The sequence below is a fragment of the Clostridioides sp. LIBA-7678 genome, from assembly GCF_056716065.1.
Genome location: NZ_CP196987.1, coordinates 2,357,763 through 2,372,732 on the forward strand (window position 1 = coordinate 2,357,763; position 14,970 = coordinate 2,372,732).

Annotated in this window: 13 protein-coding genes; all 13 read right to left on the bottom strand. The window is 27.2% G+C overall.

Annotation, left to right across the window (positions count from 1 at the left end):
- Positions 1-540 precede the first annotated feature (540 nt).
- Positions 541-1,545, bottom strand: coding sequence for a 5-methylcytosine restriction system specificity protein McrC (locus ACTG46_RS11455; RefSeq protein ID WP_479922844.1), 1,005 nt, complete (start codon positions 1,543-1,545; stop codon positions 541-543).
- A complete protein-coding gene (locus ACTG46_RS11460; protein ID WP_479922845.1) occupies positions 1,538-3,472 on the bottom strand; it encodes an McrB family protein in 1,935 nt (644 codons plus the stop codon). Before ACTG46_RS11460 ends, ACTG46_RS11455 begins: the two co-directional genes overlap by 8 nt.
- A gap of 27 nt (positions 3,473-3,499) precedes the next feature.
- Entirely contained in the window at positions 3,500-4,222 is a 723-nt protein-coding gene (locus tag ACTG46_RS11465) for an FtsZ/tubulin family protein (protein WP_407815018.1), read from the bottom strand.
- A 49-nt stretch (positions 4,223-4,271) separates the two neighbouring features.
- Positions 4,272-5,249: a helix-turn-helix transcriptional regulator gene (locus ACTG46_RS11470; RefSeq protein ID WP_284182024.1), complete on the bottom strand. Its 978-nt coding sequence runs from the start codon at positions 5,247-5,249 to the stop codon at positions 4,272-4,274.
- A 57-nt stretch (positions 5,250-5,306) separates the two neighbouring features.
- Entirely contained in the window at positions 5,307-5,807 is a 501-nt protein-coding gene (locus ACTG46_RS11475; RefSeq protein WP_054276895.1) for a QueT transporter family protein, read from the bottom strand.
- Between the two features lie 283 nt (positions 5,808-6,090).
- Complete coding sequence (locus tag ACTG46_RS11480; RefSeq protein ID WP_054270563.1) at positions 6,091-6,399, bottom strand: hypothetical protein; 309 nt, start codon at positions 6,397-6,399, stop codon at positions 6,091-6,093.
- A gap of 140 nt (positions 6,400-6,539) precedes the next feature.
- Positions 6,540-8,804: a xanthine dehydrogenase family protein molybdopterin-binding subunit gene (locus ACTG46_RS11485; protein WP_407815017.1), complete on the bottom strand. Its 2,265-nt coding sequence runs from the start codon at positions 8,802-8,804 to the stop codon at positions 6,540-6,542.
- Positions 8,805-8,807: 3 nt separating this feature from the next.
- Entirely contained in the window at positions 8,808-9,257 is a 450-nt protein-coding gene (locus ACTG46_RS11490) for a (2Fe-2S)-binding protein (protein ID WP_054270565.1), read from the bottom strand.
- Positions 9,257-10,045 (bottom strand): FAD binding domain-containing protein, encoded by a 789-nt coding sequence (locus ACTG46_RS11495; protein ID WP_223195792.1) that lies wholly within the window; start codon positions 10,043-10,045, stop codon positions 9,257-9,259. Before ACTG46_RS11495 ends, ACTG46_RS11490 begins: the two co-directional genes overlap by 1 nt.
- Before the next feature lie 192 nt (positions 10,046-10,237).
- Positions 10,238-11,506 (bottom strand): cation:proton antiporter, encoded by a 1,269-nt coding sequence (locus tag ACTG46_RS11500; protein WP_054270567.1) that lies wholly within the window; start codon positions 11,504-11,506, stop codon positions 10,238-10,240.
- 346 nt (positions 11,507-11,852) lie between these two features.
- The gene (locus ACTG46_RS11505; RefSeq protein WP_054270568.1) at positions 11,853-12,014 is read right to left on the bottom strand and encodes a hypothetical protein; all 162 of its coding nucleotides are present in this window, start codon (positions 12,012-12,014) and stop codon (positions 11,853-11,855) included.
- Between the two features lie 148 nt (positions 12,015-12,162).
- Complete coding sequence (locus tag ACTG46_RS11510; RefSeq protein ID WP_479922846.1) at positions 12,163-13,245, bottom strand: lysylphosphatidylglycerol synthase transmembrane domain-containing protein; 1,083 nt, start codon at positions 13,243-13,245, stop codon at positions 12,163-12,165.
- 103 nt (positions 13,246-13,348) lie between these two features.
- Positions 13,349-14,944: a putative ABC transporter permease subunit gene (locus ACTG46_RS11515; RefSeq protein ID WP_479922847.1), complete on the bottom strand. Its 1,596-nt coding sequence runs from the start codon at positions 14,942-14,944 to the stop codon at positions 13,349-13,351.
- Positions 14,945-14,970 lie beyond the last annotated feature (26 nt).

Consider the following 14,970-nt stretch of genomic DNA (forward strand, 5'->3'; position numbering starts at 1 on the left):
AAGTACAATTTTTTAAAACAAGTTTTTTGAAGGTTTTATATTTATTTTTAAATAACATATGTAAGAACCGTAAGTTCTAACTTTTATCATTTTTGAGGTTGTCGTTCACATAGGTTCGCTACTACCTATGCAGTTCTCTTATGAACTTCTTACACTTTCATGCAAGCACAGACTATATCTTATCCTTCGGCATTATCCGTTAAGGTCTACCCACTTCCACTACCAATAGCTTGTAGTGTACTTCCCTCAAGAGGAATAGTCGTTGAAGTTTCTCCTACTTAGGAGCTTACCTGCTGATTGCCCATTTTAAAGTACTTAGGGTTTAACCTTATACCATCTAACCAATTTTTTCTACTTTCGTAACTCTCACACTTAGGTTTATTTCAGCCTTATGTTTTAGTTTGGTTAGCTTTAGGGGTTTCCAGCAATTCAGGTAGTATTGGATAGGTTCTATCCTATCTCTACATATAAGTTTCCCTATATGCTGACTATTTTAGCTACTAACTCACGACTAAAGTCACGAGTGTGCGTAGCTATTTTTTAATCAATTATAATTTCATATTCGTTTTTTAAATCGTATAATACTATATCTGGTCTTAAATTAAAATTTTTCTTTCCTGTTTGTTCATTTTTTAAGAGAAATTTACTCTTATCTTGTATATAAGTTTCTCTAGATGAATTGTCCCATATATTTTTTATTAAGACACCTATATATTCTTCATATAAAGTATTTATTTCAAATAATATAGAAAATGCTTCTTGATTGTTTTGACTATTATCCATCGATAAATTTAAAAGTATGAGTCTAGCTAGTAAGTAACAGTCTTTAAATCTATCATTGTTTTTATAAAATTTATAATCTAATAGTTTTTCTTTGTCTACATAAATTAAGTCTACATTTTGAAAATAGCTTAAAATTTTTTTAATCTTACTTTGAATTAAATTATCATTTATTCTATATAAAATAGATATACATGCTTTTTTAAGAACTTGATTCAAGAAATTATTTTCACTATATTCATCATACTCACATTTTATTTTCACTGGAGAAATTCCTCTTTCTCTTGCATATGTACTCAACAATATTTTACCTCTTATAACATTTGAATTTTCTATTTTATTTATATATTCAAAGTGAATGCCTCTTTTAATTTGTGTTTGCATATTTTCAATAAAATACATGACAAAGAAATTTAAAAGGTTATAATTTTTCAAACTTAATCTTATGCTTTCATTCATTATAATTGGAATTTTATTACATATAGAAAGCATCTGTAATAACATTTCTCTATCTTTTGCAAGATTATCACTTAATGACAGTTTTGGAAGCACTTCAAGTATTACATTTTCAAAACATATAACACCTACATAGTTTATGAATCTAAGTTTTTTATACTTAATATCTATTATATTGCTCTTTAATACATCATTATTATTATCTATATATTTAAGCAATTTTTCATATTCAATTTCTGTAAGCTCATTTTCACCATTACCAACCCTTATCCATTCGTAAGTTTCTTTAACATATATATTTTTACTCATATATATTTTTTAACTCCTCACTAGATATGTTTCGCTTTATACAATAGTTAACTTTATTTTCAATCACAGAGGTATTATTTTTTTTAAATAATTCAGAAGCTATAAGTTCTTCTTTATAAACAATATATTTATCTTTTTCATCTTTTCCTATACCACCTAAAATAAGACCTACTTTTTCTGAATCATAATAAAAATACTCTTGAAGAAGTGGTATTATTTTACTTCTAAATACTGACACTATATCATCAATATTATCTACATCAAGTAAGTAAGCTTGTCCAATTACATGGTCTCTATCATATAAAAACTCTATCCTTTTATTAATTGTATATAGCATATTTTTAATATCTATACCATCTACAATAGGCAATAAATCATAATCTGGCATAATTTCTTCAAAATTAAATCTTCTTCTCAAAGCTATATCTAAGAGTGCTATTGATTTATCTGACGTATTCATAGTTCCAACTATATACAAATTGGGAGGTAAAGAAAATTTTTCTTTTGAGTATGGTAATTTTACAATAGTTTGATTTGATTTAGTGAGTCTTTTATCTTCTTCAAGTAATGTTATTAACTCACCAAATATTTTAGATATATTTCCTCTATTGATTTCATCTATTATTAAAACATAGTTTTCTGATTCTTCAAAATTAAAACTGTCACTAGATTCTATATTTTCTAATATCAACTTCTTTTTTCTAGTTTTTATCTCTTCTAAAGTCAAATACTCTTTTTCCAACTCAAGATTCAACTTTTTTTCAAACTTCAATGCATCATAACATGCTTCTATAGATATATCTTTTAATATTCCATCCTCTGGTTTAAAATTACCTTCACCATCAGACTTTAGTCCTTCTATAAATTCCTCATATCCATATGATTGATGAAATGTACAAAATTCTACATTATTTTTATAATTTGTATTACTTATGTAATCTCTATCTTTTAAACTAGTTCCATTTATCAAATTACAAACTTCTTGTTTTGCATTATATGTTTTACCAGTTCCTGGTGGACCATAAAGTATAGTATTTAAAGGCATTTTATTAGTAAACCTTTTTATATACTTCTCAACTAGACTATTATTTTCAAATACGACCCAAGCATTTCCATCTATATTCTCTTTTTCATACTCTATCCACTTAACAGGTAAAAAATATCCTCCCTCTAAGATACTTATTTTTTCTATATCGAAGCCTTCCATAACTTGACATACACCAAATACACTCTTCATTGTATGGTCATTTTCACAGATTACTTTCTCACTATTATATAACAAAATATAATCATCTGTATTTATGTTTTTAAGATATTCTAATTGCTCTAGGTTAGTCGGTTGAATAAATAATTCTTCATTGTCTATACATTCATCTACATTTTTATAATAATAGTTTTTTAGATACCATTTATTATTGTCACTTTCTTCTATCATTTTTCTCAATGATTTCTTATCTTGTAACTTAATGATTTCTAAATATGAACTAATATCATTATTACTTAATTTATAAAACTCACTTGTATATACTTTGCAACTTGAAACTGCATCAAAGTTGTGCATCCATTTCACTGGCAATGTATGCCCCAAAATATGACTTAATTCATAACCATCTTCAAAACTTTCATCAACTATACCAATAGATACACTACATTTAATTTTTTCTTCTATATTTTGATATGCCTTATATAAAAAATAATCTCCTTTTTTAATTGACATAAACTTTTTTATAAAATCTTTGTCATTACAGTTCTCATTGATATATTTTTCTGACTTTTTTCCCATATTGAATACTTTTTTTAGATTTATTTTTATATCAAAACCAAGTGCAATTATACTTTCTTCTCTAAAAACTTGTGGTGTATCTGTTTCTTGATAAAAAAATTCTTCCATTAACCAATACTCTGCAATCCTTATATTTTCAGACATATCTTTCTCCTTAATATCTAAAATATGCTAATTATACAATAAAGCAACTTTAATCTTTCCACCTAAATTTTCTTTTAAGTATAAAGAGAATATCACTTCATATTTTTCTTCTATCTTACTTTGAATATTATTTATTAAATCATTCAATTCTACTAGAGAAAAATCCATATTTCCTTCAACAAATACAATGCCTTTTTTATTTACAAATTCTTCACCAAGATATTCCATTCTCTCAAATAAAGTGTTAGCCATTTTACTATATTCTTTTGTATCTTCAAATTCTTCAAAAGAATACTTAATTCCTTTATCTCCTATAATCGCTTCTTTTAAGTCAGTTATATCTATATTTATCATACAAGAATCTGAAATAGACTCTATCATAATATTCATCAAATCAACAAATTTAAAAATACTCTCTCTATTGATTTTAAATTCTCTTCCAAGTTCCAAATCTTCTTTATTTTCCTTATCAGAACAATTCATTCCTATAGATAAAATTCTTCTTTCATTTGACATATATGAAATAGCTTTTATAATTTCTCTACTTTGTTTATCTTCAGTTGAATAGGCTAAAAATAATATGTCTACTCCGTCTAAAAGACTTCTTACATATTCTTTCTCAACTTCTTGATTTATATTGATTCTTTCTATGTCTACATTTTCTTTTATTTTTTCTTCTATTTCATTTATTATATTGATACCTTCAGTCCCAATACCAATTATCTTAGCATTCTTATTAAAATCTTCCATTATAATACATTTCTCCTTAATGATTATTTAGTTTTAACATTTTTAAATATTATAACATATTTTCTTCAAAAAAATATTTTAACTCCTTAGCCTTGTCATAAAGCAACTTATTTATAAATTTCGGCTCTACCACCCTTGCCTCTTGTCCTATTGAAAATAAAGTAGATACATACCAATCTATTTCATCATGCTTTATAAATGTATCAATTATACCACTTCCATCTTCATTCATCTTTATATCTAAATCATAAGAATCATTCTTTAGTTTCAATACACCTTCTTCAGTCAATAGTACACATAGTTTAGTATTTTCATCAAATTCTTTAGCAAATTGCATATTTTCATATGCTTCCATATATACTGTGTCTATCCACTCTTTCAAACTTATATTTTTCTTTTTGCTATTTCCTATCCTTTTAAATTCAATTACATTTTCCATACAAATTAATATAATCTTATCACTCTCATAATCATACACAGGTGTAAACCACACACACTTCTTTAAAAATATACCTATAGGACATACATTTTTTTCATGTAATTGATTTCCAGACTTATATTTAATATTTAAAATACAAGACTCTGATGAAGCTCTAAAAATTTCAACTATATCACTACTTTTATACATTCCTTCATTAGGTATAAACTCAATATAACTTTTTATATTATCTATTCCTTCTTTTATACTGCTTTTACGCTCATAACTTATTTTTCTTATTATAGAATCAATTTCTTTATCTATTAACATCGACCTATAAATTTGAAGTGACTTAAGAGCAAAGAAGATGGACATGACTTCTATTTCTGTAAATACAACAGGAGGTATATAACTATTATTTAAAACCCTATATCCTCCATTCCTACCCTTCTCTGTCTGAATTGGAAGTCCCATTTCATTTAATTCTGTCAAGTATCGTTGAATAGTTTTAGTCGAAAGATTAAACTCTTCTGACAACTCTTTAATTGTAAACTTCTGTTTATCATTAATATATGTCCAAACATCAGTTAATCTTTTTATCTTTGACAAATAAAATCCCCCTTATTATTAATACTAATCTTAATCTATGAAATGATAATTTATTTTTTAAAATTTAATATCGATGACATTCTTGTATTTTTTCATTAAGAAACTGAAAAATGGTACTCCAACTACTGTCACAACCACAAATTCTCCAAAACCTACCTGTATCATAGATAAAATCAAAGGAAGTCCAAAAAATATGTTTAACATCAATCCAACTACAACTGCATTTACGATAGTTGGCCATATAGAAGCTATAATCAGTGTGCCTTTACTTTGTCCACCTATCTTTCTAGTAAAATAAATCAAACTCCCACTTATAAATGTAGCTAATGTCCCAAATACTATATCAGGTACACCATATGGTCCTATAACATTTGCTAAAAAGCATCCTAATGTAAGACCTACTATGTATCCTTTATCTAAAAATGCTAAGAGCATCATAATCTCTGCTATTCTAAATTGTATTGGTCCATAACTTATAAATCCCAATGACAGAGTTAAAACAGCATAAATTGCTGTAACAACCGCTGTTAATGCTATATTAATACTCTTTCTTCTCATATCTGTCTCCTAGTAAAAATTTTATTGCTAAAAATTAATAATATAACTTTATTTTATACAAATTCTATAAACTTAAACAGTTATTTTATATAAACAAATTATTTTAACGAACTATTTTATTAATTCAATTTATATTATACAATATGATACATATAAACTCAAATATCTATATTTTAAATATATGTTATAATTATCGTATACAAATTCAAATTTAATTTTCTATTATTCTATAAAAACATTAAAAAAGAGCCTTAAAATTAGGCTCTAATAATTTATGTCAAAATCAATGAACTCTGCTATCTTTTAATTTAGATAATATCATCCAAGTACCTATGCAATCAATTTCTAGTTGTTTTTCTATCTCATCATACAACATTTCTTGATATGATGTATTTAAAACTACATTTTCAACAAGTTTAGAAATTTCCTCTTCTGCAAAGTCAATTTCTATTTGATTTTGTTTTTCTTTAAAGAACACTCTTACTTTTCTCTGACTTATCGAACGACCCTCAAAGCTGACTAAACATTCTAAAATGTTTTTATCTCCTCTAAAATTATTTACTGCTCTTATGTTATTTAGATTTCCAGCCAAAACATCATCCCCTTAGTTAATTTTATATTTTATAAGTAAAATTCATAATATTATAATAACTACTTATTAAATATCTTTCAACAGGTATGACATAACTGGTTGTTTAACATGTAAAACTAGTCTAAAATCTTCATAAATAATTATTTATTCATTGCCATGAATACTTTTTCAGGCGTAATAGGAAGTGTATTTATTCTCACACCAACCCCATTAAATACAGCTTCTTGTACAGCTGGCAAAGGTGTATTTATAACAACTTCTCCAACTGACTTAGCACCAAATGGCCCTGTTGGTTCATAAGTTTCAACAAAATCTACTTCTACATTTCCAATATCACATCTAGCCGGAATCTTATATTGCATAAATGTATTCGTATCCATACTACCTTTTTCTGTGTATCTAACTTCTTCAAATAAGGCCATTCCAATCCCTTGAACAATTCCACCTTCAACTTGTATCTTAGCTAGATTTTTATTTATAACTGTTCCACAGTCTACTATAGCCACATAATTTACTAAATCAACCTTCCCAGTTTCTTTATCTATTTCAGTTTCTGCAAAACCAGCTATAAAAGGTGGTGGTGATACTGGACTACCATGAGAAGCAAGACCTATCAATTGATTAGTGTCAGGCCCAATTGTAGAATCCACTGCTATATCAAATAATAATGTGCTACCTTTTTTACTAGTTAAGTTTACACCATCAAATTCTACTTCATCTATATCAACACCTAGTTTAGTAGCTCCAGCAGAAATTATTTTTGCTCTTAAGTCTTGAGCAGCTTTAACTACTGCCATACCTGTTACATAAGTAGTACTTGAAGCATATGAACCTGGGTCATATGGAACTAAGTCAGTATCAGCCGATATGACTGTTATATTTTCGATACTCGTTTCAAGTACTTCAGCAGCCATTTGGGCTAGGATTGTGTCACTTCCTGTACCCATATCAGTAGAACCTATCATAAGTGTATAATCTCCACAGTCATTCAATTTAATTTCAGCTGAAGACTTGTCAAGACCTTGTATACCAGAACCTTGCATAGTAATTCCCATACCAACACTTCTAATCTTTCCATTCTCAAGATGTTTACAAGGATATTTTTCATCCCATCCAATAAGCTCTTTACCCTTATTTATACATTTTACTAAATCCACACTATTTAAAGTTTTTCCATATGCAAATGTAGTCTCACCTTGTGTTACTACGTTTTTTAACCTTAAATCTGTTGGGTCCATTTTTAATTTATCAGCAAGCATATTTATAGTTGATTCAACAGCAAAGCATCCTTGAGAAGCTCCATAACCTCTAAGTGCTCCTGCTGGCATTTTATTAGTATATACTACATCTGCAATGAATCTTGTTGCTTCAACTTTATTATACATTGGTAAAGTTTTTTCTCCAACCAAACCAATAGTTGTAGAGGCATGCTCTCCATATGCACCTGTATCAGAAAGCGCATTTATATCTATAGCTTTTATTATTCCATCATTAGTAGCACCTAGTCTAACCTTCAATCTCATCGCATGTCTACTTGTTGAACAATTAAAAGTTTCTTTTCTATCATAAATTATTTTAGCTGGTTTACCTGTTTTTAAAGTTACAATTGCCGAGAAAATCTCCACACATGCAGTTTGTTTTCCGCCAAATCCACCACCAATTCTAGGTTTTATCACTCTAATTTTACTAGCTGGTAGCTCTAATGCACGAGACAAATGTCTTTTAACGTGAAATGGTATTTGAGTTGAACTTACTACAACCAATCTACCAGTGTGGTCTAAATAATTGTATGCTCTATATGTCTCCATCATTGCGTGCGCTTGTGCTTGAGTATAATAAGTTTCTTCAATTACTATATCACAATTACTTAGTACTTTGTCCATATCACCTTTAGTATAATCATGATGTGATACTATATTATTTTCTCTCTGCATACCTATGTCAAAGTTACAATGTCTATCCTCATCATGAACTACAACTTTATTCCCTATTGCTTTTTCAAAATCCAAAACAGGAGTAAGTACTTCATACTTTACCTTGATAAGATTCATTGCCTTAATTGCTGTTTTTTCATCCACAGCAGCAACTATAGCTACTTCATCACCTACATACCTAACAACATCTTCAAGAATTAATCTATCATATGGAGATGGTTCTGGATATGTTTGACCAGCAAGTGTAAATCTAGATTTTGGTACATCTTTATATGTTAAAACACATTCAACACCATCAACCATTTCTGCCTTTGATGTATCTATATCTTTTATTTTTGCATAAGCATGAGGACTTCTAAGTATCTTTACCACCAAAGCATCTTTTGCTGATAAATCATCTGTATACACAGGTTTACCTGTTGTAATACTCATTCCATCTATTTTTTTGATTCCTTTTCCAACTATATTCATGTTCTACTTTACCTCCAGATAAGTTTTGATAGCTCTTAACTGTCCCATATATCCTGTACATCTGCATAGATTTCCTGTCAGATAATGTTTTATTTCTTCATCTGTAGGATTTTCAAGCTCATCTTTCATTGCAAGTACAGTAAGTATAAAACCAGGAGAACAGAATCCGCACTGCTCAGCACCTTCTTTTACCAAAACTTCGCTAAACTCTCTAACTTCATCTTCTAAACCTTCAATTGTAGTTATTTCTTTATTTAAAGCTCTCAATGTCAATGTTGCACAAGATAATGTAGGTTTCTTATCAATTAAAACTGTACAGAGACCACAACATCCTGTGTCACAACCTCTTTTTACACTTAAATTACCAACTTTCCTTAAAGTGTCAACTAAATATTCTTCTGGCTCTATATCTACACTTTTTTTCTTTCCATTTATATTAAGTTTCACTAACATTAAATAACCTCCATTATAGCTCTTTTTAAAAGTACTTTACTCATAGCTTTTCTATAATCCCTAGATGCTCTCATATTAGAACCAAAAGTTAATTCTTCTGACGCAATTTCTATTGCTTTATCTATATTAACTTCATTAACTTCATTATTAGATAGGAATTCACTAGCTTGTTTCGCAATCGTAGCTTTTTGAGGTCTTGCACCTACACATAATTTAAATTTTCCCATGTGTTTTGATACAGATACATTTAGGAGAGGATAATCACTCTTTGCATTTCTTAGTGATTTATAAGAAGCATTTTTATTTGTTTTCTTTATATATACCTTAATTAGTAAATCTTTCTCATACTCTCTATTAAGAAACTCTTCCAGACTAATCCTTCCAGCTTTATATAATTCTACTTCTGTGTCTAATGAAAGCAATGCTACTATCAAGTCAGAAAAACCATATTTAGAGAATACTGTAGCTCCAACCGTTACTACATTTCTAAACTGAATTCCTATTATATCTTTAACTGAATCTTCTATTATATCTCCAAAATTTTTTTTGACTATTTGACTTGTCTCTAAGGTTCTAAAAGTAGTCATAGAGCCAATCTCTATATAATCTTCATCTTCTTTTATATAGTCTAAGTTTAAATTAGATAATTCTATCCCTGTACCTATTCTTTTTTTCCCCATTCTTAAAAAAGCACTTCCACCAATCACTTGATTAGTTTTTCTTTTATTTAAAATTGAGTACGCTTCTTCTACTGTATCTGGCTGTACAATATCCATAACCGTAAACATAAATTTCCTCCCTTATTTGCTATTCTTATTTTAAATACAACTAATTATATCATAGCTTCAACAAATTTTGATAATAAATATATCCAATATGTAAATTCTGTAAATTACTTCTACATAAAAAATGACTATTTCAACAATTATCATTAGATAATTTTAAAATAGCCATTATTATGTATTATTTAAAGTGAAATTTTAAAAAGTTGATACTTTTTCACTTATATTTATCACTTCTTCTTCTAATAATCCAAGTTTTTTAGCTACCAATTTTGTAGTACTTCCTTGTATTACTAACGTGATTAGTATAGTCATAAATACTACTGATGAAATTACTTCGTATCCAGGAACTTTCATTGCTGAAATGATACCACAAAGTGCAGCTGGTATTACTCCAGTTTCCCTTACCCACATCATAAATAACATTTCATTTTTACTCCATTTTGCTTCTCTATCCACAAGTGTACAAACTAAAACACAAAGTGGTCTTGCTATAAACATTAATACTAGTACTGTAATTACAGATGGTACAAAATATTGGCCTAATTGAGCTAAATTAACTTGGCTACCTAATATTATAAATATTGCCATACGACAAATAGTACCTAAAGTTTCAGCAACATAGAAATCTGCATCATAAGATTTTTGACTTAACCAAATTCTAAAGTTTTTCTTATTACCAGTTATTATACCTACAATAAAGCAAGACATGTATCCACTTCCACCTAACTTTGTAGATAATTCATATGCAACAACAACTGAAATAACAGATATTATTGGTGCAAAATCTTTGAATATTCCATATGGTTTATCATTAACCAATTTCAAAAGCAGTATTCCTGTAATTAAACCAATCACAACTCCGACAATAACCATTGTCCCTAATTCATAAATATTTTCACTTAATGAAAATTTATTTGATAAAATTACAGCTAACACTGCTGATGTTAATATAGCTCCTGTTGCATCATTAAAAGCTGATTCACTTATTACAGTTTGTTTTACTCTATCCTTTATTTTTACTTGATTAAATATAGGTACAAGAGTAGCTGGGTCTGTTGATGCTATTATAGTTCCTGCTAGTAAAGCAGTCATCGCACTTATTCCAAAAGCAAAGCTTATTACTTGTTGCATTATAAAAGCAGATATCACAACTCCTAAAGTAGCTAGTAAGAATACAGATATCTTTACATTTCTCAACACTTTTAAACTTATTTCTTTTCCACCTAAGTATAAGATAAATGCAGAACCAAATGTAAGTATTAATTGATTTTCTATTTGAAATCCGCGAATATCTATAAATTTTAAAAATGATGGTCCTATTAGAATTCCTACAAGTAAAAATAGTACAACATCAGGAACTTTCAATATTTCGCTAAGCTTGCTACAAATTATTCCAGTTATACTTACAACAGCAAAAATCACCAATAAATTATTACTGGCAATTGTGTGTATAGATGATTCCATGTCAGTCTCTCCTCCCAATATGCATGCATTATATGACATACTCATTTATTCGTTTTACTATATAATTATAGCACACAAATAAATGTTATCAATCATATTTTTTCCTTCCTGCAACTTAACCTTCATTTTTGATAATTAAATAACGCTTCTATAATTTTAATATTTTTTACCAGTTATTAAAAGGTTGATTTTGTCAAGTTTATAATATATATATATTAATACTATCTATACATATATCTTTTTTAGATATTTTTCGACTTTTTTTCTTATTAAAATAACTTTAAATTTAACAATAAAACATTTCATTATATATTTTTTTTAAAACGTACTATTTTCAACATTTTCATTAACTTGGTTTATTCATTTTTTTCTTATCTATCCTATATCCAAGCATACTTCCTATATTTTTACTTGGATGTAATTCTTCAGCAATTTCAAGCTTGTTATGAAGATTTTTTTTCGTACTAAAAATATTACTTCTATTTTTATCTTTTTTATCTTTTTTCATATTTTATCCTTTCAAAACAATATAAATTTTTCTATTTATTACTTATTATTTCAAATTTCTATAGTTTTAATCAAAAAAGGGAAATTTCTCAATATAATATAGCTTATTTAACACTATATTCGTATCTAGAATTTCCCTAATTATTTTACTAATTAAATTTTTCAATAACTTCCTCTAAATTAGAACTTACTTCTTCTTCTTTTTTCCAATTATTTAAGGTATAATGTGTCCTAAACGTAAATATCCCCGAGACTATTAATATAAAATAGTATACAAATCCACTATATAATAGTACTGAATACCCCAATAATTCCTTGGGAATTATTTTTGAAAACATAGTAAAGAATGTAACTTCATTCGCTCCAACATTTCCTGGTGTTGGTACTGGCGATATTGCCATATACAAAAACACTTGTAGTGTCATTATATGTATGTATGATACTCCTTTTAGATTTGAAGCTTTATACACACAATAGACTATACTAAAATACGCTATTAGTTGCAACACAGTAAGTAATATACTTAAAATTAAAACTCTCACATTTTTAATAAATATTTTTATAGAGTAATTATAATCATCAATATAATGATTTACTCTATCACGTTTTGAATCTAAGAATTTAAATGTCTTAAATTTAGATAAAAAATTAATCAAAATTTCTGCTACCATTTTTACTTGTTTTGGACTAAATACTATTAGTAGTCCACCTAACAACATACTTACATTCATAATCATCCCGACCGTTATCAAAACTCTAACAGAATGTATTTGTTGCATTAATAACGGCTTATTTAGTAAAATTAAAATTCCACAAAACATGGTAACTGTACTTTGAAACACCACTGTCTTGTTAGTAACTATAGCTACTGATTTGCTAAGGCTCACATCATATTTTGTAAGTGCATATATTTGCATTGGTTGACTCCCAGATGCAAATGGAGTAACTAAGTTATAGTAAAATCCCATTGTAGCCATTTTTATACCAATAAATTTTACTTTTGTTTTCTGAACTGCATTTATTATCAAATGAGTTACAATAGCTTCAATTAGCATATATACTAGTATTATTAATATTCCAAAGAATATATAAGCCTTATTTACCATTCTTATAATTTTAGGTATCATTTTTATATCTAAAGTGGTTAACACTAAATAAGTAGTAATACATATCAAAAATAGCAAAAATCCATATTGAATAAAATCTTTTTCTTTTTTGGATAGTTTTCTCATTTATTTTCTCCTAAATTTTTTCATATCACTATATCATAGTATACTACTTAACATATTCTTTGCAATACTAAAAAAAATAAGTCTCTATTTGACACAAATACATCTATAAACTTTTAAAAATTTTTACTCCTTTAGTAGAAATAATTCTCCATATCATAAAATCTAGTATTAATGTAAGCACACTTGCTAAAACAATATACATATTTAAAAATGAAATTCCCATTAATATATATATACCTCCAAGTACAACTATATATATTAATGATGCTAACATTGTAACTATCATACTTGCACTTCTCTTTACAACTGCAACTTCATTTTTCCAATCAAGATTTGGATATAATAGATTTGTTAATAACCCCATCAAAGCTACAAACATTGAAAAAGTTGTAAGTAAACAAATTGATACAATAATAAATTGGACTTCAAAATCTAATTTTATAGACACTAATATCAAACACAAAATAGATAATGGTGCATTCAATAAAAAATTCATCAATATTTTTGACCAGAATATTTCTTTCTCATCTATTGGAGAAGATTTTAATATCCATAAATTTTTTCCTTCAAAAGAAATCGAACAATATGTTGTACAATTCATTACCATTATAAAGAAGAACACTCCTAATAACTGTATTTTTATGAGACTAAAATCAATATTCATTTTTAGCAATTCAGCCATTTTATCTGCCCCAAATAGTAATATTAAAATTGTACCTACTATTAGAAATAACAGACCAACAGATGAATTTAAAAAGTAAATGAATGAAGAAGAATATCTTTTAAACTCCTTTTTTAATAGAGCTTTTGATGGTCTTGAAATTTTTTGACTCTTAAACTCATAACTTTTTGACTTATAACTTTCACGCATTTTAGAATTTATATTTTTAAATCTTTTAGCAAATAAAGTTATAAACATAAAAAATGGTATTATTGATATCGATATAAATGCTAAAAAAGAAATTATACTTCCTGTTTTAAGAGCATCAACAAAATAATATGTAGGTGGATATATTTTTCTAATAGTTTCTGAAATAGATACACTATTCTTTAACATTTCAGCTGATATAGAATTCAGTCTTGACATAAATAGAGTATAAAGTAAAAGCAATATTACACTACCTATGATTAATACTAAATTTTTATATTTTATTTTTGATGATATCTGCCCTATAAATAAAAAAATTATTGATGATGCAACTATTGGTAATAGAGGCAAAGCTAAAAATAATAATATTAAATAAGGAAAATAAGTTATACTTACATCAGAATTAAAAAAATAAACTACTGCTGGTATAATCATACATACTGAAGAAAATAAATAGTTTGCTCCAATCAACATCAATATTTTACTTGCTAGTATAGTAGATTCTTTTATAGGTAAACTAGTCAAGAGATCTAAATCTTTTGCTTGAAATAGATATGATGAAGTTTTGTATAATGATGTAACGATGGTTGTTAATGTTGACAGTCCAAACCCAAATATTAGTAACATTTCCATTTGATTTATCTGTTTCAAAATATCAACTAGAGAAAGACTTAAGCTAGTTACATAAAAAATTAGCAACCCTGCTATAATAACAATTGAAAATACCATTCCCATTATTTTTTGTTTTTCTCTTCCATCTGCTTTTTTTAAAGTATTCAATTTAAATTCATTTATTATATTAGTTTTTATTAATATACTTAGATTGTTCATGTTTTATCATTCCTCACTTTAGACAC

What these genes read in the sequence shown, in the direction of transcription:
- ACTG46_RS11455 (WP_479922844.1), bottom strand. Translation starts at nt 1,545, where the DNA reads ATGAGTAAAAATATATATGTTAAAGAAACTTACGAATGGATAAGGGTT.
- ACTG46_RS11460 (WP_479922845.1), bottom strand. Translation starts at nt 3,472, where the DNA reads ATGTCTGAAAATATAAGGATTGCAGAGTATTGGTTAATGGAAGAATTT.
- ACTG46_RS11465 (WP_407815018.1), bottom strand. Translation starts at nt 4,222, where the DNA reads ATGGAAGATTTTAATAAGAATGCTAAGATAATTGGTATTGGGACTGAA.
- ACTG46_RS11475 (WP_054276895.1), bottom strand. Translation starts at nt 5,807, where the DNA reads ATGAGAAGAAAGAGTATTAATATAGCATTAACAGCGGTTGTTACAGCA.
- ACTG46_RS11485 (WP_407815017.1), bottom strand. Translation starts at nt 8,804, where the DNA reads ATGAATATAGTTGGAAAAGGAATCAAAAAAATAGATGGAATGAGTATT.
- ACTG46_RS11490 (WP_054270565.1), bottom strand. Translation starts at nt 9,257, where the DNA reads ATGTTAGTGAAACTTAATATAAATGGAAAGAAAAAAAGTGTAGATATA.
- ACTG46_RS11495 (WP_223195792.1), bottom strand. Translation starts at nt 10,045, where the DNA reads ATGTTTACGGTTATGGATATTGTACAGCCAGATACAGTAGAAGAAGCG.
- ACTG46_RS11500 (WP_054270567.1), bottom strand. Translation starts at nt 11,506, where the DNA reads ATGGAATCATCTATACACACAATTGCCAGTAATAATTTATTGGTGATT.
- ACTG46_RS11505 (WP_054270568.1), bottom strand. Translation starts at nt 12,014, where the DNA reads ATGAAAAAAGATAAAAAAGATAAAAATAGAAGTAATATTTTTAGTACG.
- ACTG46_RS11510 (WP_479922846.1), bottom strand. Translation starts at nt 13,245, where the DNA reads ATGAGAAAACTATCCAAAAAAGAAAAAGATTTTATTCAATATGGATTT.
- ACTG46_RS11515 (WP_479922847.1), bottom strand. Translation starts at nt 14,944, where the DNA reads ATGAACAATCTAAGTATATTAATAAAAACTAATATAATAAATGAATTT.